Genomic DNA, 21,175 nt, shown 5'->3' on the forward strand with positions numbered 1-21,175 from the left:
TAAGGGTGTGATTCGGATAACGAGAAAAGTTGAGTAAACCCCGAAAGAAGCATGAAACGGCCGCAACCGTTGATTGCGATTATCGGTCGACGGTTCGATAATCGCCCAATCTTGCAGGTCCGACGCTTGTGCATTGGTCGGCGAGCCGCTTGTATAGCCCATTGATCCGTGCCGGATAAAAGGACAAGAAATGAACGATCAAATGCGCAACTCCTTCACCTCCGTGGCGCCGCCGATCGTCGCCTCGCCGGCCAAACGCATCCAGGCGCTGACCGGTGATCCAGACTTCATGACCTCGCTGGCCCGGGGTCTGGCGGTGGTGCAGGCGTTTCAGGAGCGCAAGCGGCATCTGACCATCGCCCAGATCAGCCACCGCACGGAAATCCCCCGCGCCGCCGTGCGCCGGTGCCTGCATACGCTGATCAAGCTCGGTTACGCGACCACCGACGGTCGCACCTATTCATTGTTGCCAAAAGTCCTGACTCTCGGTCACGCGTATCTGTCGTCGACGCCATTGGCGGTATCCGCCCAGCCTTATCTGGACCGGATGAGCGAGCAACTGCACGAAGCCTGCAACATGGCCACGCTCGAAGGCGACGACATTCTCTACATCGCCCGCTCTGCGACCACCCAGCGGCTGATTTCGGTGGACCTGTCGGTGGGCGGTCGCTTGCCTGCGTATTGCACCTCAATGGGCAGGATTCTGCTGGCAGCACTCGACGACACGTCGCTGCGTGAATACCTCGACCACGCCGAACTGGTCGCCAAGACCAGCCGCACGATCCATACACCTGATGCGTTGCTCGAATGCCTGCAAGAAGTGCGGCAGCAAGGCTGGTGCATCGTCGATCAAGAGCTGGAACAAGGCCTGCGCTCGATTGCCGTGCCGGTCTACGACGCGTCTGGCCAAGTGGTGGCGGCGCTCAACGTCAGTACCCACGCCGGTCGTGTCAGCCGTACCGAGCTGGAGCAACGCTTTCTGCCGGGCCTGCTCAGCGCCAGTCGCGATCTCAGCGCGCAATTGTTTGCCTGATGAAGCTGTTCGATAAACGCACAGTGTTGCGTTTATCGAATTGACGCTAAAACCCTCGGATCATTAATGTCGCGGCAGCGTCATCCGGCGCTGATGTGAATGAGCCCGCCGGACTGTCGACTCCCATAATAATGACAAGAGGCAACTCACCATGCGCATGCTCCCCGACTGTCTCCGCTCCAACCGCTGTTGCCGGATTCACCGCAACGCCTGATTGCAACCTTCTATTCTTGTAGCTGTGCCGCTCTCTGGCCGGCCGCCGTTCGACTGCGTTTTTTGCGTGGAATAAAAATAATGAACCAGCCTCAGTCCGCTGTGGGTAACTGCCTCGACGTGCAGACCTTCATCAATGCCCAACCGATCTCGCGCTATCAGTGGCGGGTGGTGATCCTGTGTTTCCTGATCGTCTTCCTCGATGGCCTCGACACCGCCGCGATGGGCTTCATTGCCCCGGCGCTGTCGCAGGATTGGGGCATCGACCGCGCCAGCCTCGGCCCGGTGATGAGCGCCGCGTTGATCGGCATGGTTTTCGGCGCACTGGGTTCCGGGCCTTTGGCTGACCGCTTCGGGCGAAAAGTCGTACTCGTCGGTGCCGTGATTCTGTTCGGTGCTTTCAGCCTGGCGTCGGCGTACAGCAGCAACGTTGAACAACTGCTGGTGCTGCGCTTCCTGACCGGTCTCGGCTTGGGTGCGGGGATGCCGAACGCCACCACACTGCTCTCGGAATACACCCCGGAACGCAAGAAATCGCTGCTGGTGACCAGCATGTTCTGCGGTTTCAACCTCGGCATGGCCGGTGGCGGGTTTATTTCCGCCAAGCTGATTCCAGCGTTCGGCTGGCACAGTCTGTTGTTGATCGGTGGGATTTTGCCGCTGATCCTCGCGGTGGTGCTGCTGTTCTGGCTGCCGGAATCGGCGCGTTACCTTGTCGTCCGTAACCGTGGCACCGACAAAGTGCGCAAAACCCTGGCGCCGATCGATCCGGTCACCGTCGCCCAAGCCTCCAGTTTCAGCGTGCCGGAACAGAAAACCGTCAAGGCGCGCAACGTGTTTGCGGTGATTTTCTCCGGCACTTACAGCACGGGCACTCTGCTGTTGTGGCTGACCTATTTCATGGGACTTGTGATTGTTTATCTGTTGACCAGTTGGCTGCCGACGCTGATGCGTGACAGTGGCGCGAGCATGGAGCAAGCCGCATTTATCGGTGCGTTGTTCCAGTTCGGCGGGGTGCTGAGTGCGGTCGCGGTCGGCTGGGCGATGGATCGCTTCAATCCGCACAAGGTCATCGGCACTTTCTACCTGCTGGCCGGGGTGTTTGCCTACGCAGTAGGTCAGAGCCTGGGCAACATCACGTTGCTGGCGACTTTGGTGCTGGTGGCGGGGATGTGTGTAAACGGTGCGCAATCGGCGATGCCGTCGCTGGCGGCGCGGTTTTATCCGACGCAGGGGCGGGCGACTGGTGTGTCGTGGATGCTCGGGATTGGCCGTTTTGGCGCGATTCTCGGGGCGTGGATGGGCGCTACGTTGCTGGGCCTTGGCTGGAATTTCGAGCAGGTGTTGACGGCGTTGGTGATCCCGGCGGCGTTGGCAACGGCGGCAGTATTGATCAAGGGCATGGTGAGTCATGCGGATGCGACCTGAGTTTCAGCGCCTCATCGTTCCCACGCTCTGCGTGGGAACGCCTCTAGAGACGCTCCGCGTTCCGGCCTTTGAAAGAGACGTGGAGCGTCCCGGGATGCATTCCCACGCGGAGCGTGGGAGCGATCAATACCGAACGATAGGTTGACAACAATCTGTTCGATAAACGAACACTCAGTCGATTATCGGATTGTTTGGCGAATTTCCCAGGCTTAATCTGCAGTGACTCCGGCGCTGAACCTCGCGCCTTTTTATCACTGGCGATTCATTACAAAAACAGGAGCCCGCTCCATGGCTGAGATCCTTTCGCTGCACGACGCGGTGAAGCAATTCGTCAACGACGGCGACACCGTCGCACTCGAAGGCTTCACTCACTTGATCCCTACGGCAGCGGGTCATGAAATCATTCGTCAGGGCAAGAAAGATCTGACACTGGTGCGGATGACGCCTGACCTGATCTACGACCAACTGATCGGCGCCGGTTGCGCGCGCAAACTGATTTTCTCCTGGGGCGGCAACCCGGGGGTCGGTTCACTGCACCGCCTGCGTGACGCGGTCGAGAAGCAATGGCCGCACGCGCTGGAAATCGAAGAGCACAGCCATGCCGACCTGGCCAATGCCTACGTGGCCGGCGCATCCGGCCTGCCATTCGCGGTGCTGCGCGCCTACGCCGGCTCCGACCTGCCGAAGGTCAATCCGCTGATCAAAACTGTGACTTGCCCGTTTACCGGTGAAGTATTGGCGGCCGTGCCGTCGGTGCGCCCGGACGTGACCGTGATCCACGCGCAGAAAGCCGACCGCAAGGGCAACGTGTTGCTGTGGGGCATTCTCGGCGTGCAGAAAGAAGCCGCACTGGCTGCCAAGCGCTGCATCGTCACCGTCGAAGAAATTGTCGACGATCTCAACGCACCGATGAATTCTTGTGTATTGCCGACCTGGGCCTTGAGCGCGGTCTGTCATGTGCCCGGCGGCGCACATCCGTCCTACGCCCACGGTTACAACGAGCGTGACAATCGTTTCTATCAGGCGTGGGATCCGATCGCCCGCGACCGTGAGACGTTTACCGCGTGGATCAACGAATACATCCATGGCTGCGCTGATTTCAGCGAGTTCCAGGCCAAGTTGGCCGCTGCTTCGGAGGCCAAGTAATGACTTACACCACCAATGAAATGATGACCGTCGCCGCGGCACGTCGCCTGAAGAACGGCTCGGTGTGCTTCGTCGGCATCGGCCTGCCGTCGAAAGCCGCCAACCTCGCGCGCCTGACTTCGTCGCCGGATGTGGTGCTGATCTACGAATCCGGCCCGATTGGTGCGAAACCAAGCGTGTTACCGCTGTCGATCGGTGACGGCGAGCTGGCGGAAACCGCCGACACCGTGGTGCCGACCGGTGAGATTTTTCGCTACTGGCTGCAGGGCGGGCGCATCGACGTCGGTTTTCTCGGCGCCGCGCAGGTCGACCGTTTCGGCAACATCAACACCACCGTGGTTGGCGATTACTTCTCGCCGAAAGTGCGCCTGCCGGGTGCCGGTGGCGCGCCGGAAATTGCCGGTTCGGCAAAAAGCGTGTTGATCATCCTTAAACAGTCGGCGCGTTCGTTTGTCGACAAGCTCGATTTCATCACCTCGGTCGGTCATGGCGAGGGCGGCGATTCGCGCAAACGTCTGGGCCTGCCGGGCGCCGGACCGGTCGGGATCATCACCGACCTGTGCATCATGGAACCGGAAGAGGGCACCCACGAATTCGTGGTTACTGCACTGCATCCGGGGGTGACCCGCGAGCAAGTGGTCGCGGCCACCGGTTGGGCGATTCGTTTTGCTGACAGCGTTGAGACCACCGCTGAGCCGACCGACGTCGAACTGACGGCGCTGCGCGATCTCGAAGCGCGCACCGCCGCGGCCCACGGCCAGGCACCGGGAGAAGCATGATGCGCGACGTTTATATCTGCGACGCGATTCGCACACCCATCGGCCGTTTCGGCGGCGGACTGTCCGCCGTTCGCGCTGATGACCTGGCCGCCGTGCCGATCAAGGCCCTGATGGAACGCAATCCCTCGGTGGACTGGAACGCCATCGACGAAGTGTTCCTCGGCTGCGCCAACCAGGCCGGCGAAGACAACCGCAACGTTGCACGCATGGCGCTGCTGTTGGCGGGCCTGCCGGACAGCGTGCCGGGCGTGACCCTCAATCGTCTCTGCGCTTCGGGCATGGACGCGATCGGTACGGCATTCCGCGCCATCGCCAGCGGCGAGATGGAGCTGGCGATTGCCGGCGGCGTCGAGTCGATGTCCCGCGCACCGTTCGTGATGGGCAAGGCTGATGCGGCGTTCTCGCGCAACATGAAACTGGAAGACACTACCATCGGCTGGCGTTTCATCAACCCGCTGATGAAGGCGCAATACGGCGTCGACGCGATGCCGCAGACCGCTGACAACGTCGCCGACGACTATAAAGTCTCGCGCGCCGATCAGGACGCTTTCGCCCTGCGCAGTCAGCAACGCACCGCCGCCGCGCAGGCTGCAGGATTTTTCGCTGAAGAAATCGTCGAAGTGCGGATTGCCCACAAGAAGGGTGAAACCGTGGTCAGCCAGGATGAACATCCGCGCGCCGACACCACGATTGAAGCACTGACCAAACTCAAACCGGTCAACGGCCCGGACAAAACCGTTACCGCCGGCAACGCTTCCGGGGTCAACGACGGTGCTGCCGCACTGATTCTGGCTTCCGCCGAAGCGGTGAAAAAACATGGCCTGACCGCCCGCGCCAAAGTGCTCGGCATGGCCAGCGCCGGTGTGGCACCGCGTGTGATGGGCATTGGCCCGGTGCCGGCGGTGCGAAAATTGATCGAGCGCCTGGGCGTAGCCGTCAACGATTTCGACGTGATCGAACTCAACGAAGCGTTTGCCAGCCAGGGTTTGGCGGTGCTGCGTGAATTGGGTCTGGCCGACGACGCTGCGCAGGTCAACCCGAACGGTGGCGCCATTGCCTTGGGTCACCCGTTGGGCATGAGCGGTGCGCGTCTGGTGCTGACCGCGCTGCATCAGTTGGAAAAGACCGGTGGCAAGAAAGGTCTGGCGACCATGTGCGTCGGTGTCGGCCAAGGTCTGGCCCTGGCCATCGAACGCGTCTGACGCAAGCCGTGACGAAAAAGAACAGAGGAAAGCGACATGTCTGACAAGCCTGGTTACCGTCGTCCGCAGGAAGGCACTCAGCCTGAGTACCTGCACCCGACGTATCAATCCACCAACCTGCGTTCGCCGTCGAAGCCGTTGGTGTTTCTGCCGCATTCGCTGTCGGAAATCACCGGGCCGACCATCGGCGCCGAGCGTGTAGGCGATACCGATAACGACCTGACCGCCCAGCATGAAGGCGAGCCACAGGGCGAACGCATCATCGTTCACGGTCGTGTACTGGACGAAAACGGTCTGCCGGTGCCGGGGATTCTCGTCGAGATCTGGCAGGCCAACGCCGCCGGCCGCTACAACCACAAGCGCGACCTGCATGACGCGCCGCTGGACCCGAACTTTACCGGCACCGGCCGTACCGTCACCGACGCCGATGGCTGGTATCAGTTCCAGACCATCAAGCCCGGCGCTTATCCGTGGGGTAACCACCACAATGCCTGGCGCCCGGCGCATATCCACTTTTCGCTGTTCGGGCCGAGCATCCTCACCCGTCTGGTTACGCAAATGTATTTCCCGGGCGATCCGCTACTGGCGTACGACCCGATCTACAACTGCGTGCCGGACACTTCGGCCAAGGAACGCCTGATCGCCAGTTTCGATCTGGAAAAAACCATTCCGTCCTACGCCCTCGGTTATCGTTGGGACATCGTGCTGCGCGGGCGTGAAGCCACGCCGATGGAGAAATAAGATGACGCTGACTGCGACCACGTCCCACACCGTCGGGCCGTATTACCACATCGGTCTGACCTGGCTGAACCGCGAAGACCTCACCGTCGAACAAACCCTCGGCGAGCGCGTGGCGATCACCGGGCAGGTGGTGGATGGCAATGGTGATGTCGTCAACGACGCCATGCTCGAAGTCTGGCAGGCCAACGCCGCCGGCAAATACGACCACCCGGAAGACGAGCAGGACAAACCGCTCGATCCGAATTTTGAAGGCTTTGGCCGGGTGCCGGTGGATACTGAAGGGCGCTTTCGCTTCACCACGATCAAACCGGGCACGGTTGAAGGGCTTAAAGGCTCGATCCAGGCGCCACACTTGGTGGTGCTGGTGTTTGCCCGTGGTTTGGTCAAGCACTTGCTGACGCGGATTTATTTTGAAGGCGAGCCGGCCAACGTTGATGATCCGTTGCTCGAATGCGTACCGGCCGAGCGTCGCAGTACCTTGCTGGCCAAGCAGGACGCGTCGGGCGTTTACCAGTGGAATGTGATTCTGCAGGGCACCGATGCCGAGACCGTGTTCTTCGATTATTAAGATCAAAAGATCGCCGCCTACGGCAGCTCCTACATGATCGTTCCCACGCTCTGCGTGGGAATGCCGCCCTGGACGCTCCGCGTCCACCGTGACGCGGAGCGTCACCGGATGCGTTACCACGCGGAGCGTGGGAACGATCGATATAGGATGTGGAACGGGACTGTTGCAAAGTATGTCTAGACTCTCACTGTCCCTATCGAGTGAAAAACAATGACAACCACCACCTCCCATTACACCGGTGAAGAGCGCAGCAAGCGTATCTTTGCCATTGTCGGCGCCTCGTCCGGCAACCTCGTCGAATGGTTCGACTTCTACGTCTACGCCTTTTGCGCGATCTATTTCGCCCCGGCGTTTTTCCCCTCGGACAACCCGACGGTGCAACTGGTCAACACCGCCGGCGTGTTCGCCGCCGGTTTCCTGATGCGCCCGATTGGCGGCTGGATTTTTGGCCGGGTCGCCGATAAGCACGGGCGCAAGAACTCGATGCTCATCTCGATTCTGATGATGTGCTTCGGCTCGTTGCTGATCGCCTGCTTGCCGACCTACAAGGACATCGGCGTCTGGGCACCGGTCCTGCTGTTGTTCGCACGCTTGCTGCAAGGCCTGTCGGTCGGCGGCGAGTACGGCACCACTGCCACCTACATGAGCGAAGTCGCCCTCAAGGGCCAGCGCGGATTTTTCGCCTCGTTCCAGTACGTGACGCTGATCGGCGGGCAACTGCTGGCGGTGTCGTTGGTAGTGGTCCTGCAGCAGTTCCTCACCGAAGAAGACCTGCGCGCCTACGGCTGGCGGATTCCGTTTGTGGTCGGTGCAGTGGCGGCGCTGATTTCGCTGTTCCTGCGTCGTAGCTTGAAAGAAACCACCAACAAGGAAACCCGCGCGCACAAAGACGCCGGCAGCATCAGCGCGCTGTTCCGCGATCACAAAGCCGCGTTCATCACCGTGCTCGGTTACACCGCCGGTGGCTCGCTGATTTTCTACACCTTCACCACGTACATGCAGAAATATCTGGTGAACACCGCCGGCATGCACGCCAAGACCGCCAGCTACATCATGACCGGCGCGCTGTTCCTGTATATGTGCATGCAGCCGCTGTTCGGCATGCTCGCAGACAAGATCGGTCGACGTAACTCGATGCTGTGGTTCGGCGCGCTGGGTACGCTGTTCACCGTGCCGATTCTGTTGAGCCTGAAAAGCGTCAGCAGCCCGTTTCTCGCGTTTGTGTTGATCACAATAGCGCTGGCGATCGTCAGTTTTTACACCTCGATCAGCGGCCTGGTGAAAGCCGAAATGTTCCCGCCGGAAGTCCGCGCCCTCGGCGTCGGTCTGGCCTATGCGGTGGCGAATGCGATCTTCGGTGGTTCGGCGGAATTCGTCGCGCTGAGCCTGAAGAACATCGGCATGGAAAACTCCTTCTACTGGTACGTGACGGCGATGATGGCGATCGCGTTCCTGTTCAGTCTGCGCTTGCCGAAGCAGGCGGCGTACTTGCACCACGATCTCTAACCCGAAGTGCGCGGGCTGCCATGGCCCGCGCCGGCAAGGACTGTTTATGACTCAGCGACCGGGCAATCAATTGTTCGATGCCTACTTCACTGCCCGCGATATGCGCGAGGTGTTCTGCGATCAGGGCCGTGTGCAGGCGATGCTCGACTTCGAAGCGGCGCTGGCTCGGGCCGAGGCGCGGGTCGGCTTGATTCCGTCCTCTGCGGTGGCGCCGATTGCGGCGGCTTGCAACGCTGGTCTGTATGACTTCGCGGCGCTGGGCGAGGCGATTGCCACGGCCGGTAACTCTGCGATTCCGCTGGTCAAGGCATTGGGCAAACAGATTGCCGCCACCGATGCCGATGCTGAGCGTTATGTGCATTTGGGTGCGACCAGTCAGGACGTAATGGATTCCGGTCTGGTGCTGCAATTGCGTCAGGCGTTGGAATTGATTGAAAGTGATCTGGCGCAACTGGCCGATTCTCTCGCCACCCAAGCGCAACGCCATGCAGCGACACCGCTGGCCGGACGCACTTGGCTGCAACACGCGACGCCGGTGACCCTGGGCATGAAAATCGCCGGATGGCTGGGCGCTGTCACTCGCAGTCGCCAACGTCTGCGCGAACTGAAACCGCGTCTGCTGGTGCTGCAATTTGGCGGCGCCTCCGGCACGCTCGCAGCCTTGGGCGATCAGGCGATGCCGATTGCCCAAGCGCTGGCCGAAGAACTGCAACTGACCTTGCCGGAACAACCGTGGCACACCCAGCGTGATCGCGTGGTGGAGTTCGGTGCGGTACTCGGTTTGATCGCCGGCAGCCTCGGCAAATTCGGCCGCGACATCAGCCTGTTGATGCAGACCGAAGCCGCCGAGGTTTTTGAGCCATCGGCGCCGGGCAAGGGCGGTTCGTCGACCATGCCGCACAAGCGCAATCCGGTCGGCGCAGCGGTGTTGATCGGTGCGGCGACGCGGGTGCCCGGTCTGGTCTCGACGCTGTTCAGCGCGATGCCACAAGAACACGAACGCAGCCTCGGTCTGTGGCATGCCGAATGGGAAACCCTGCCGGAGATTTGCTGCCTGGTTTCCGGTTCGCTGCAACAGGCTCGCTTGTTGGCGCAAGGGCTGGAGGTCGACGCTGAGCGTATGTCGCGCAACCTCGAATTGACCCAAGGGCTGGTGCTGGCCGAAGCGGTAAGCATCGTGCTTGCGCAACGAGTCGGCCGCGACACCGCGCATCATCTGCTTGAGCAATGCTGCAAACGCGCGGTGGCCGAGCAACGTCATTTGCGCGCCGTGCTCGGTGACGAACCGCAGGTCACCGCCGAATTGAGCAGCGCTGAACTCGATCATCTTTTGAACCCCGCCCATTACCTCGGTCAGGCGCAAACCTGGGTCGAGCGTGCGGTGGCCGAACACAACGCATTGTCTGTCTGAAAGGAGAGGGCTGTGGCTTTCGTTCAACTCGCCGATGGCGAACTGCACTATGAAATAGAGGGCCCGGTCGATGCACCGGTGCTGGTGCTGTCCAACTCGCTGGGCACCGACCTGCACATGTGGGACGCGCAGATGCCAGCGTTCACCGAGCATTTTCGTGTGCTGCGTTTCGACACCCGTGGTCACGGCCAATCGCTGGTGACGCCGGGCCCGTACAGCATCGAGCAACTCGGGCACGACGTCCTTGGTCTGCTGGATGCGCTGCACATCGAGCGTGCGCATTTCTGCGGATTGTCGATGGGTGGCCTGATCGGCCAGTGGCTGGGGATCAATGCTGGTCATCGTCTGCACAAGCTGATCGTCTGCAACACAGCGGCTAAAATCGGCGATCCGTCGGTGTGGAATCCACGCATCGAAACCGTGCTGCGCGATGGCGTGGCGGCGATGGTTGCCCTGCGTGATGCATCGATTGCCCGCTGGTTTACCCCAGACTTTTCGGCAGCACATCCGGCGGCAGCCAAGCAGATTACCGACATGCTTGCGGCCACTTCGCCTGAAGGTTACGCGGCCAACTGCGCAGCGGTGCGTGATGCCGATTTTCGCGAGCAACTGACCTCGATCAATGTGCCGTTGCTAGTGATTGCCGGCACCGAAGATGCGGTGACGCCGCCGGCCGGTGGGCATTTCATTCAGGAGCATGTGCGCGGTGCCGAATACGCCGAGTTCTATGCGGCGCACCTGTCCAACGTGCAGGCTGGCGCGGATTTCAGTGATCGCGTGTTGGCGTTTTTGCAGGCTAAGTGAGGAAGTTTTTGTGGACGAGAAACAACGTTACGACGAAGGCATGCAAGTTCGCCGCGCGGTGTTGGGCGATGCGCATGTCGATCGCAGCCTGACCGCGCTGACCGAGTTCAACTCGGAGTTTCAGGAAATGATCACCCGGCATGCCTGGGGCGATATCTGGACGCGTCCGGGGCTGCCTCGGCATACGCGCAGCCTGATCACCATCGCCATGCTGATTGGCATGAACCGTGAAGGCGAGCTGAAACTGCACCTGCGTGCGGCGGCCAATAATGGCGTGAGCCGTGGCGAGATCAAGGAAGTGATCATGCAGAGTGCGATTTATTGCGGGATTCCGGCGGCGAATGCGACGTTTCATCTGGCCGAATCGGTGTGGGATGAGCTGGGTGTTGAATCCCGGGAGTGAAGGCGCCTGAAATTACGCCTTCGCGAGCAAGCTCGCTCCCACATTTGTTTTGTGATCGACACAAGTCCAATGTGGGAGCGAGCTTGCTCGCGAAGGGGGCAGACGCCGTTGCGCATCAATCAGCACAACTCATTCAAACGCTGGCGACAATAAATATCCGTTTGAACGCAAACAACGTATGCCCATCCCCCTCCTGCGGATAATGCTTATGCACCCGCATTAGATAGTGATAGATAAACCGCGCCTGTTCCTCTGAACTCAGCGCCTGCATCACCGGCCGTAGCGCCGAGACTTTTACCCAGTCATAAATTGGCGACTTGCCGTCGACCACCTGCAACTGCTCGGTCTCCCAGATATCCAGCGACGTGGTCATGGGCGCAAGCAAGCGGTAGTAATCCTCCAGTGACAACAACGGCCGCGCGGCCATGCGCTGGCGCAGATGCGGTGTGCCCAACGGCGTGCCGCCCGGGCCGGCGTCTTCCAGGGTGTCGAGCATCAGCCGATACCACAGCGCATCGCGCCAGTCCGGCATGTGCGCCGCCAGACAGCCGCCGGGATTGAGAAAGCCCAGCAGGTGCGGCAAAAACGTTTCATGGTCATCGATGAAGTGCAGGACAGCCGCAGCAAACAGCAGGTCCGCCGGTTGCTCCGGTTGCCAATTGAGCAAGTCGCAGTGTTTCCACAGCGCCTTGACCGGCAGGCAGCGCGCTTCGGCGAGCATTTGTGCGGAGCTGTCGATCCCCTGCAACTGCGCGCGCGGCCAGCGCTTGGCCAATAACTGCGTGGCAATGCCGGTGCCGCAGCCGAGGTCGTAAATACGTTGCGGGTTGTGCAGGTCGACACGGTCGAGCAATTCATTGACCGGGCGTTGCCTGAGGCGGGAAAACTGCTGGTACGCCTTGGCGTCCCAGTCGGGTGTTGCTTTGACGGGTGTGATCATGAGGAGGTCCTCCGGTGATCGGCGGTGTCTTCCGATGACAACCTGGTTCACTACTGGGGGACCAACTACAACAAACGGAAGCGGGAAGGGTGAAGCGCCTGAGACTTTCAGGTTTTGTCACTTTACCCGCCGCCCGGCGAAGTGCCACTTCACCTGACCAATGGCGATTAACTGCCTGTAGGAGATCAAATGTGGGAGCGAGCCTGCTCGCGAAGGCGGTGTATCAGTCAACATCTCTGTTGAATGTTAAGCCCTCTTCGCGAGCAAGCTCGCTCCCACAGGGGAGTATCGGTGTTTACAGGAGGCTGATCGGATAGCTGACGATGAGGCGGTTCTCGTCGAACTCGTTGTTGCTGAAGTCCCGGCGCATGGTCGAGTTGCGCCATCTGAAGTTGAGGTCCTTCAACGCGCCGCTCTGCACGGTGTAACCCAGTTCCGATTCGCGGCCCCACTCCTTGCCGTCGGTGATCGTCCCGGTGTGCACATTGTCACCGCTGATGTAGCGGTTCATCAGGGTCAGGCCGGGCACGCCCATGGCGGCGAAGTTGTAGTCGTGACGCAACTGCCAGGAGCGTTCCTGCGCATTGTCGTAGCTGGCGTTGTAGCTGTCGTTGGCCAGAGTGCCGCCGCTGGTGCCGTTGACCCGCATCCACGCGCTGTCGCCGGTGAGTTTCTGCAGGCCGACGTAGAAGGTGTTGCCGCCGTATTTGGCCGAGAACATGCCCGACCAGGTCTTGTTGTCGAGGTCCCCTGCGCGGGCGCTGCCATCGTCCTTGCCGTAGAAGAAGCCAAGGTTGGCGCCCAGCGTCCAGTCGCCCAGCGGCTGGTTGTGAATCAGGTTGACGTATTGCTGGCTGTAGATGTCCTTGAGTTCGGCATTCCACAGACCGATCTGCGTGCGTTTTTCGTTGAAAACGTATTCACCGCCCTGGAAGTTGAAGCGATCAGAGGTGAACGCCGCTTTGCCGGTCATCGACATGTCGCTCATGCTGCTGTCGTCGCGCGGGCTGTTGGCGCGGAACTGGCCGCCGTAGAGGGTCAGTCCGTCGATTTCCTTCGAGGTGATCTGCCCACCTCGGAAGGTTTGCGGCAGCGAGCGGCCGTCGTCCGAACGCAGGATCGGCAGCACCGGCATCCACTCGCCGACCTTTACTTCGGTCTGGGAAAGTTTGGCTTTGAAGGCAACGTTGGTGCGGCCGAAGTTGTCCGCCGGGCGTCCATCGTGATCCAGCGGCAGCAATTGTGTGCCGCCGGTGCCTTTGCCGCCATCGAGCTTCACCGAATACAAACCGAGCACGTCCATGCCGAAGCCGACGGTGCCTTGGGTGAAACCGGACTTGGCGTCGAGGATGAAGCTCTGCGTCCACTCTTCGGCCTTGCCCTGGGCCTTGGTCGGGTTGGTGAAGTTGCGGTTGATGTAGAAGTTGCGCAGGTTCAGGTTGACCTTCGCGCCTTCGATAAAACCGGCTTCTTCAGCCGCAACGGGCAGGGCCGCGCCAGCCAGGGCCAGGGCTATCAGACCGGGAAATGCGTAAGGCGCAGGGGAAGCTGTCATGGGCTCGGGTCTCTCTTGTTTTTTTAAGGCGAACGGGTGCGCTGCCACCGGTTTTCGGGGTGCAGACATGAAAAGTGGTCAGAGGTGAAACGACGGCAATCAGCCGGACGGGGCAGGGCGCGGGAACATGGTGTCGAACCTGTTGTTATTGGTTTTGTGAAGCGAATGGTGCGGGGCGCGGATGTTCGGATTCAATTGGGAAAAGCGGGTTTTGGGCGATTATCGAACGCAAGATTGAGCCGGGATTTTTGGGTGAATGTCAGGGCCTCTTCGCGAGCAAGCTCGCTCCCACATTTGGAATGCGCTCCCCTGCGGGAGCGAGCCTGCTCGCGAAGGGGCCAGCCCAGACAACACACCTTTCTGACAGGCAACAAAAAGCCCACCAATCGGTGGGCTCCTTGTATTCAGCCGATGATCAGAACAACTTCATCTTCGGTGCTTCTTCTTTCAGCGGTTCATTCTGCGCGGTTTGCGCATTCCAGCCACCGCCCAAGGCCTTGTACAGGTTGACCGCACTGGTCAGCTGCGCGAGGCGGTCGGTGATCAGCGCTTGTTGTGCGCTGAACAGCTGACGCTGGGCATCGAGGAAGGTCAGGTTGCTGTCGACACCGATGCGGTAGCGACGCTCGGCCAGGCGGTAGTAATCCTGGTTGGCCTGCACGAAGTCACGCTGCGCTTGCAACTGCTCGGTGTAGGTCTGGCGTGCGGCCAAGCCATCGGCGACTTCCTGGAAGGCCGTTTGAATGGACTTCTCGTAGTTCGCCACGCCAATGTCCTTCTGGATCTTGGCGTAGTCGAGGCTGGCGCGCAGGCTGCCGGCGTTGAAGATCGGCAGGTTGATCTGCGGCTGGAACAGCCACGTCCCCGAACCACCCTTGAACAGGCCGGACAGATCCGGGCTCAGGCTGCCCGCATTGGCGGTCAGGCTGATGCTCGGGAAGAACGCGGCACGGGCCGCGCCGATGTTGGCGTTGGCCGCTTTCAGGTTGTACTCGGCTTGCAGAATGTCCGGACGACGTTGCAACAGATCCGAAGGCAGCCCCGGCGGTACGTCGCTGAGCAGGTCATCCGCCAGCGGTTTGGCCGCTTGCAGATTGGCCGGGATACCGGTGCCGAGCAGCAGGGTCAGGCTGTTTTCGTCCTGCGCCACCTGGCGGGTGTAACGCGCCAATTGTGCACGAGCGTTCTCGACCGAGGTGCGCGACTGCGCCAGATCCAGTGCCGAAGCCACACCGACTTCGTTGCTGCGGCTGGTCAGCTTGTAGCTTTCTTCGAAGGCACCGAGGGTGTCCTGGGTCAGCTTGAGCAGTTCCTTGTCCGCTTGCCAGGTCAGATAAGCATTGGCGACGCTGGCGACCAGACTGATCTGGGTGCTGCGACGTGCTTCTTCAGTGGCGAAGTATTGTTGCAAGGCTTGTTCGCTCAGGCTGCGAACCCGACCGAACAGGTCGAGTTCATAGGCGCTGATGCCGACAGTGGCGGAATACGAACTGCTGATCATCGAGTCGCCGGTTTGCGAGGCGCGGGCTGGCAGACGCTGACGGCTGCCGGCAGCGTTAGCCGAAACCGCCGGGAACAGGTCGGCACGCTGGATGCGGTATTGGGCCGCATACGCATCGATGTTCAGTGCCGCGACACGCAGATCACGGTTGTTTTCCAGGGACACCTGGATCAGCTGTTGCAGCGCCGGATCATGGAAAAACTGCTTCCAGCCCTGCTCGGCAGCGGCCTGCGCCGGAGCCTGGGCCGGCGAATAGGCCGGCCCCTGCGGGTACTGACCTGCGACCGGAGCCTCAGGCTGCTGATAATCAGGTATCAGCGAGCAACCGCTCAGCACGAAGGCGGCGACTGCGATGGAGAGTAGCGACTTGCTCATTGGCCAGCCTCTTTAGGAGTTTCAGTCGTTTCATCCTCGTCAGCGATCTTACGCTGGCCGATGGACGAAACCGTAACGAAGAACAGTGGGACCCAGAAGATCGCCAGGATCGTGGCCGTGAGCATACCGCCAATCACGCCGGTACCGATCGCATGTTGACTTCCCGAGCCTGCGCCAGTGGAGATCGCCAACGGTACAACACCGAGGACGAAGGCCAGCGAGGTCATGATGATCGGGCGCAGACGCATGCGGCAGGCTTCAATCGCCGCGTCACGAAGGCTGCGTCCCTGTTCATGCAGTTCCTTGGCGAATTCAACGATCAGAATGGCGTTTTTAGCTGCCAGACCGATGGTCGTCAACAGACCCACCTGGAAGTACACGTCGTTGGACAGACCGCGCAGGCTGGTAGCGAGCAGCGCACCGATGATCCCCAGCGGTACCACGAGCATAACCGCGATCGGAATCGACCAGCTCTCGTACAACGCCGCCAGACACAGGAACACCATCAGCAGCGACAGGGCGTACAGCGCTGGCGCTTGTGAACCCGACAGACGTTCCTCATAAGACAGACCGGTCCAGGAGATACCGACACCCGCCGGCAGTTTCTTGGCAATCGCTTCGACTTCGGCCATCGCTTCACCGGTGGAGTAACCCGGCGCCGGAGAACCGAGGATCTCCATCGCTTCTACACCGTTGTAGCGCGCCAGTTTCGGCGAACCGTAGATCCACTCGCCTTTGGCGAACGCCGAGAACGGCACCATGGTCCCGGCGCTGTTGCGCACGTACCACTTCTTCAAGTCTTCAGGGCTCATGCGAGCACCGGCCTGACCTTGCACGTAGACCTTCTTCACCCGACCACGGTCGATGAAGTCGTTGACGTAGCTACTACCGAAGGAGATCGACAGCGTGCTGTTGATATCGGCAATGCTCACGCCGAGGGCCTGGGCTTTCTGATCGTCGATTTCCAGGTGGTATTGCGGCTCGTCGTTCAAGCCGTTCGGACGCACCTGATAGAGCACCTTGCTCTGCGCCGCCAGACCGAGGAACTGGTTGCGCGCCTCCATCAGTTTTTCGTGACCGATACCGGCACGATCCTGCAGGAACACGTCGAAACCGGTGGCGTTACCCAATTCCAGTACCGCTGGCGGGGCGAAAGCAAACACCATCGCGTCGCGGAAGCTGAAGAAGTGTTGCTGCGCACGTTGGGCGAGGGCGAACACGCTGTTGCTCGCGTCACGCTCGTCCCACGGTTTGAGCATGATGAATGCCAGACCCGAGCTCTGACCGCGACCGGCGAAGTTGAAGCCGTTGACGGTGAACACCGAAGACACCGCACCGGATTCTTTCTCCAGCAGGTAGGAACGCATTTCGTCGATCACGACTTGCGTACGTTCGGCACTGGAACCGGCCGGGGTCTGCACCTGGGCGAACAGTACGCCCTGGTCTTCTTCCGGCAGGAACGCGGTCGGAATGCGTGTGAACAGCCAGATCATGCCGACCACGATCAGCACATAGGCCAACAGGTACGGGGCTTTTCGCGAGAGCATGTTGCCGACACCGCGCTCATAGCTTCTGACACCACGGTCAAAACTGCGGTTGAACCAGCCGAAGAAACCGGTTTTAGGTGTGCCGTGCTCGCCTTTCGGAATCGCCTTGAGCATGGTTGCGCAGAGCGCCGGGGTGAAGATCAGCGCAACCAGCACCGACAGGGCCATGGCCGAAACGATGGTGATCGAGAACTGCTTGTAGATCACACCGGTGGAACCGCTGAAGAACGCCATCGGCAGCAATACCGCCGACAGCACCAGGGCGATACCGACCAGTGCGCCCTGGATCTGGCCCATGGACTTCTTGGTCGCCTCCTTCGGTGACAAGCCTTCTTCGCTCATCACCCGCTCGACGTTTTCCACCACGACGATGGCGTCGTCCACCAGCAAGCCGATGGCCAGCACCATACCGAACATGGTCAGGGTGTTGATGCTGAAACCGAAGGCCGCGAGGATGCCGAATGTACCGAGCAATACCACCGGCACAGTCATCGTCGTGATGACGGTAGCGCGGAAGTTCTGCAGGAACAGGAACATCACCAGGAACACCAGCACGATCGCTTCGACCAGGGTTTCAACCACACCTTTGATCGACTCGGTCACCACCGGGGTGGTGTCGTACGGGAACACCACTTCCATGCCTTGCGGGAAGAACGGCTTGAGCTCGTCAATCGTCTTGCGCAGGGCTTTGGCGGTGTCGAGGGCGTTGGCGCCGTTGGCCAGTTTCACCGCCAGACCCGACGATGGCTTGCCGTTGAACTGTGCGGAAATGGTCGAGTTCTCACCACCCAGACCGACATCGGCGACATCACCGACGCGCACTTGCGAGCCGTCCTGATTGACCTTCAGCAGAATCGCCTTGAACTGCTCGGCAGTCTGCAGACGGGTCTTGCCGATGATCGTGGCGTTCAGTTGCTGACCTGGCAGCGCTGGCAAACCGCCGAGCTGACCGGACGACACCTGGACGTTCTGCGCCGAGATCGCGGAGCTGACGTCAGCCGGGGTCAGGTTGTACTTGTTCAACTTCGCCGGGTCGAGCCAGATGCGCATCGCGTACTGGGCACCGAAGACCTGGAAGTCACCGACACCGGCGGTCCGCGAGATCGGGTCCTGCATGTTCGACACGATGTAGTTGGACAGGTCGTCCTTGGTCATGCTGCCGTCACGCGATACCACACCGATCACCAAGAGGAAGTTTTTCACTGCCTTGGTCACGCGGATACCTTGTTGCTGCACTTCCTGCGGCAACAGCGGGGTAGCGAGGTTCAGCTTGTTCTGAACCTGCACCTGCGCGGTGTCGGAGTTGGTGCCTTGCTCGAAAGTCGCGGTGATGGTCATGCTGCCGTCGGAGTTACTTTCCGAGGACACATAACGCAGGTTGTCGATACCGTTGAGCTGCTGCTCGATCACCTGGACCACGGTGTCCTGCACGGTTTGCGCCGAAGCGCCCGGGTAGGTCACGGAGATCGCAATGGCCGGTGGCGCAATGCTCGGGTATTGGTTAATCGGCAATTTCAGGATCGAAAGTGCCCCGACCAGCATGATCACCAGGGCAATTACCCAGGCGAAAATCGGACGGTCGATGAAGAATTTTGACATGGATTACTCCCCTTTGCCGCCGGCGGCTTTGTCAGCTGCCTGAGCGGGGGCCGGGTTCTTGGTGCCGACATTGGTGGCTTCGGACGGGTTGACCTGAACACCCGGACGCACGTATTGCAGCCCTTCGGTAATCAGGCGATCGCCCGCTTTCAAGCCGTCCTCGATCAGCCACTGGCTGCCGACGGTGCGGCTGGCCTTGAGCTGACGCAGTTCGACCTTGTTGTCGGCGCCAACGACCAGAGCGGTCGGGGTGCCTTTGAGGTCGCGGGTCACGCCTTGCTGCGGTGCCAGAATGGCCGCGGCGTTGACACCGGCCTGCAACTGGGCGCGGACGAACATGCCTGGCAGCAGGGTGTGATCCGGGTTCGGGAACACCGCGCGCAAGGTCACGGAACCGGTAGTCGGGTCGACCGTGACTTCGGAGAATTCCAGCTTACCGTCGAGCTTGTACTGGCTGCCGTCTTCCAGGGTCAGTTTGACCGCTGCCGAGTTTTCACCGGATTTTTGCAGACGACCGCTTTCCAGCTCGCGGCGCAGCTCCAGCAGCTCAACCGAAGACTGGGTCACGTCGACGTAAATCGGGTCCAGTTGCTGGATCGTTGCCATCGCGTCGGCCTGGCCGTTGCTGACCAGTGCACCTTCGGTGACCGAAGAACGGCCGATGCGGCCGGAGATCGGCGCGTACACCTTGGTGTATTTCACGTTGATCTGCGCGCTCTGCAGCGACGCTTCGGATTCCATGCGGTTGGACACGGCGGTGTCGTATTCCTGACGGCTCACGGCCTGCTCATCGACCAGTTGCTTGTAGCGGTCGGAGATCGACTTGGTCGAACGCAGGCTGGCTTCGGCGCTTTTCAGGGTCGCCTCATAGACCGCCGGATCGATCTGATACAGCTGCTGGCCGGCTTTGACATCGCCGCCTTCCTTGAACAGACGCTTGAGAATGATGCCGTTGACCTGCGGTCGAACTTCAGCGATGCGGTACGCACTGGTGCGGCCCGGCAGTTCGGAGGTGAGGGTAAAGGCTTGTGGTTGCAGGGTGACGACGCCGACCTGAGGCGGTGGAGCGGCCGGTGCCGCTTCTTCCTTTTTACATCCGCTGAGCAGCGATGCCAGGGCGACGGCAGTGACCAGAGCGGTAACAGCTGGCTTGAATTGCATGAAGATCCTCGGGTCAGGCGCGCAAAGAGCGCACAAGAAGTGTGTAAGGGTAAAAAAAGGATACCGGGTGGATAAGTAGCTTGCTAAGGAATATACTTACGTTCATGGTTGTTTGTAAATACCTTTGCCGCGTACCCAGCCCGTTACAAAAGTCGTTGCAAGGTTTGAAATTGTAGGCCGGGGAGCCGATCCGCGAGAGATCGCCCCCTCTTTATTCAGCGGATATTCAGCCATCCCTGAAACATCCTGTTTGAGGTTTTACTGTCATGGTCCGTCGTACCAAAGAGGAAGCTCAAGAAACCCGCAGCCAGATTCTGGAAGCGGCGGAGAAAGCCTTTTATGAAAGGGGCGTCGCTCGTACGACGTTGGCCGACATCGCGACAATGGCCGGTGTCACCCGCGGTGCCATCTACTGGCATTTCAGCAACAAGGCGGACCTGGTCCAGGCGATGCTCGACAGCCTGCATGAGCCACTGGATGAATTGGCCAAGGCCAGCGAGAGCGAAGACGAACTCGACCCGCTGGGCTGCATGCGCAAATTGCTGATTCATTTGTTTCATCAAGTTGCGCTGGACCCGAAAACCCGGCGTATCAACGAAATTCTGTTTCATAAGTGCGAGTTCACCGATGAAATGTGCGATTTGCGCCAGCAGCGCCGGGTGGCCAGTCTCGAGTGCAATGAGCGTATCGGACTGACCCTGCGTAATGCGGTGAATCGCGGCCAGTTGCCGGAAGATCTCGACACTGCCCGCGCGGCCATCAGCATTCACGCTTACATCGATGGCCTGCTGTATGGATGGCTTCTGGCGCCGGACAGCTTTGAGCTGCATGCCGAGGCCGAGCGTTGGGTCGATACAGGGTTGGATATGCTGCGCCTGAGCCCCAGCCTGCGCAAATGAAACAAAATGCGTAATTGGCACAGGTTATGTCAATTGGCCTGCCTTTATATAGGCGTGCGGCGGGGAGTTTAAACGTAGCGAGCTACGCATTTTGTAGGGAATTTGTGTCTTCTGTGTGAATGAGTGTGAGCCGCTTGCCCTCACCCTAACCCTCTCCCAGAGGGAGAGGGGACTGACCGAGGTGTTCTTTCGAGATACGCCGACGTGGAATATCCGGTTGAACTGCGATTTCGAACATTCCCCGATCGGCTCCCTCTCCCTTGGGAGAGGGCTGGGGTGAGGGGCTACGTACTCAGCCGCGCAATAGCTCTCCAGGCGAACACAAAAAAAGCCCCCGACTCTCACAAGTCGGGGGCTTTCGCGT

General features: G+C 60.3%; 17 protein-coding genes. 12 read left to right on the top strand and 5 right to left on the bottom strand.

What is annotated here, in order from left to right:
• Positions 1-190: 190 nt before the first annotated feature.
• The 11 genes from pcaR to pcaC all read left to right on the top strand — a co-directional run bounded on the left by pcaR (position 191) and on the right by pcaC (position 11,234).
• Positions 191-1,033 (top strand): pca regulon transcriptional regulator PcaR, encoded by an 843-nt coding sequence (gene pcaR / locus ACZZ0G_RS18655; protein ID WP_007917109.1) that lies wholly within the window; start codon positions 191-193, stop codon positions 1,031-1,033.
• Positions 1,034-1,327: 294 nt separating this feature from the next.
• Positions 1,328-2,674: a 4-hydroxybenzoate transporter PcaK gene (pcaK, locus tag ACZZ0G_RS18660; protein WP_463557097.1), complete on the top strand. Its 1,347-nt coding sequence runs from the start codon at positions 1,328-1,330 to the stop codon at positions 2,672-2,674.
• A 288-nt stretch (positions 2,675-2,962) separates the two neighbouring features.
• Positions 2,963-3,820, top strand: a complete 858-nt coding sequence (locus ACZZ0G_RS18665) for a CoA transferase subunit A (RefSeq protein WP_463557098.1) — start codon at positions 2,963-2,965, stop codon at positions 3,818-3,820.
• Positions 3,820-4,599: a CoA-transferase subunit beta gene (locus ACZZ0G_RS18670; protein ID WP_016982817.1), complete on the top strand. Its 780-nt coding sequence runs from the start codon at positions 3,820-3,822 to the stop codon at positions 4,597-4,599. The genes ACZZ0G_RS18665 and ACZZ0G_RS18670 overlap by 1 nt, the downstream gene beginning before the upstream one ends.
• Positions 4,596-5,801 carry a 3-oxoadipyl-CoA thiolase gene (gene pcaF, locus ACZZ0G_RS18675; protein ID WP_463557099.1) on the top strand — a complete coding sequence of 402 codons (1,206 nt, stop codon included), beginning with the start codon at positions 4,596-4,598 and terminating at the stop codon, positions 5,799-5,801. The genes ACZZ0G_RS18670 and pcaF overlap by 4 nt, the downstream gene beginning before the upstream one ends.
• Before the next feature lie 36 nt (positions 5,802-5,837).
• The gene (gene pcaH, locus ACZZ0G_RS18680) at positions 5,838-6,542 is read left to right on the top strand and encodes a protocatechuate 3,4-dioxygenase subunit beta (protein ID WP_038358206.1); all 705 of its coding nucleotides are present in this window, start codon (positions 5,838-5,840) and stop codon (positions 6,540-6,542) included.
• Between the two features lies 1 nt (position 6,543).
• Complete coding sequence (gene pcaG / locus ACZZ0G_RS18685; RefSeq protein ID WP_463557100.1) at positions 6,544-7,110, top strand: protocatechuate 3,4-dioxygenase subunit alpha; 567 nt, start codon at positions 6,544-6,546, stop codon at positions 7,108-7,110.
• A gap of 210 nt (positions 7,111-7,320) precedes the next feature.
• A complete protein-coding gene (locus ACZZ0G_RS18690; protein ID WP_463557101.1) occupies positions 7,321-8,616 on the top strand; it encodes an MFS family transporter in 1,296 nt (431 codons plus the stop codon).
• A gap of 46 nt (positions 8,617-8,662) precedes the next feature.
• Positions 8,663-10,027 carry a 3-carboxy-cis,cis-muconate cycloisomerase gene (locus tag ACZZ0G_RS18695; RefSeq protein WP_463557102.1) on the top strand — a complete coding sequence of 455 codons (1,365 nt, stop codon included), beginning with the start codon at positions 8,663-8,665 and terminating at the stop codon, positions 10,025-10,027.
• A 12-nt stretch (positions 10,028-10,039) separates the two neighbouring features.
• Positions 10,040-10,831, top strand: coding sequence for a 3-oxoadipate enol-lactonase (pcaD, locus tag ACZZ0G_RS18700; protein ID WP_463557103.1), 792 nt, complete (start codon positions 10,040-10,042; stop codon positions 10,829-10,831).
• Positions 10,832-10,841: 10 nt separating this feature from the next.
• Positions 10,842-11,234 carry a 4-carboxymuconolactone decarboxylase gene (gene pcaC, locus ACZZ0G_RS18705; RefSeq protein ID WP_427576327.1) on the top strand — a complete coding sequence of 131 codons (393 nt, stop codon included), beginning with the start codon at positions 10,842-10,844 and terminating at the stop codon, positions 11,232-11,234.
• 133 nt (positions 11,235-11,367) lie between these two features.
• Here the strand turns inward: pcaC and ACZZ0G_RS18710 are convergent, their stop codons facing one another.
• From ACZZ0G_RS18710 to ACZZ0G_RS18730, 5 genes are all read right to left on the bottom strand, one after another.
• The gene (locus ACZZ0G_RS18710; RefSeq protein ID WP_463557104.1) at positions 11,368-12,174 is read right to left on the bottom strand and encodes a methyltransferase domain-containing protein; all 807 of its coding nucleotides are present in this window, start codon (positions 12,172-12,174) and stop codon (positions 11,368-11,370) included.
• Between the two features lie 295 nt (positions 12,175-12,469).
• Positions 12,470-13,729 (bottom strand): OprD family porin, encoded by a 1,260-nt coding sequence (locus ACZZ0G_RS18715; RefSeq protein ID WP_463557105.1) that lies wholly within the window; start codon positions 13,727-13,729, stop codon positions 12,470-12,472.
• 415 nt (positions 13,730-14,144) lie between these two features.
• Positions 14,145-15,605: an efflux RND transporter outer membrane subunit EmhC gene (emhC, locus tag ACZZ0G_RS18720; protein ID WP_463557106.1), complete on the bottom strand. Its 1,461-nt coding sequence runs from the start codon at positions 15,603-15,605 to the stop codon at positions 14,145-14,147.
• Positions 15,602-18,751: an efflux RND transporter permease subunit EmhB gene (gene emhB, locus ACZZ0G_RS18725; RefSeq protein ID WP_463557107.1), complete on the bottom strand. Its 3,150-nt coding sequence runs from the start codon at positions 18,749-18,751 to the stop codon at positions 15,602-15,604. Before emhB ends, emhC begins: the two co-directional genes overlap by 4 nt.
• Positions 18,752-18,754: 3 nt before the next feature.
• Positions 18,755-19,912 (bottom strand): efflux RND transporter periplasmic adaptor subunit, encoded by a 1,158-nt coding sequence (locus tag ACZZ0G_RS18730; RefSeq protein WP_463557108.1) that lies wholly within the window; start codon positions 19,910-19,912, stop codon positions 18,755-18,757.
• Positions 19,913-20,178: 266 nt separating this feature from the next.
• Here ACZZ0G_RS18730 and emhR point away from each other — a divergent pair, with 266 nt between their 5' ends.
• A complete protein-coding gene (gene emhR, locus ACZZ0G_RS18735; protein WP_038358223.1) occupies positions 20,179-20,811 on the top strand; it encodes an efflux system transcriptional repressor EmhR in 633 nt (210 codons plus the stop codon).
• Positions 20,812-21,175 lie beyond the last annotated feature (364 nt).

It is taken from the genome of Pseudomonas sp. AC169 (assembly GCF_979258515.1).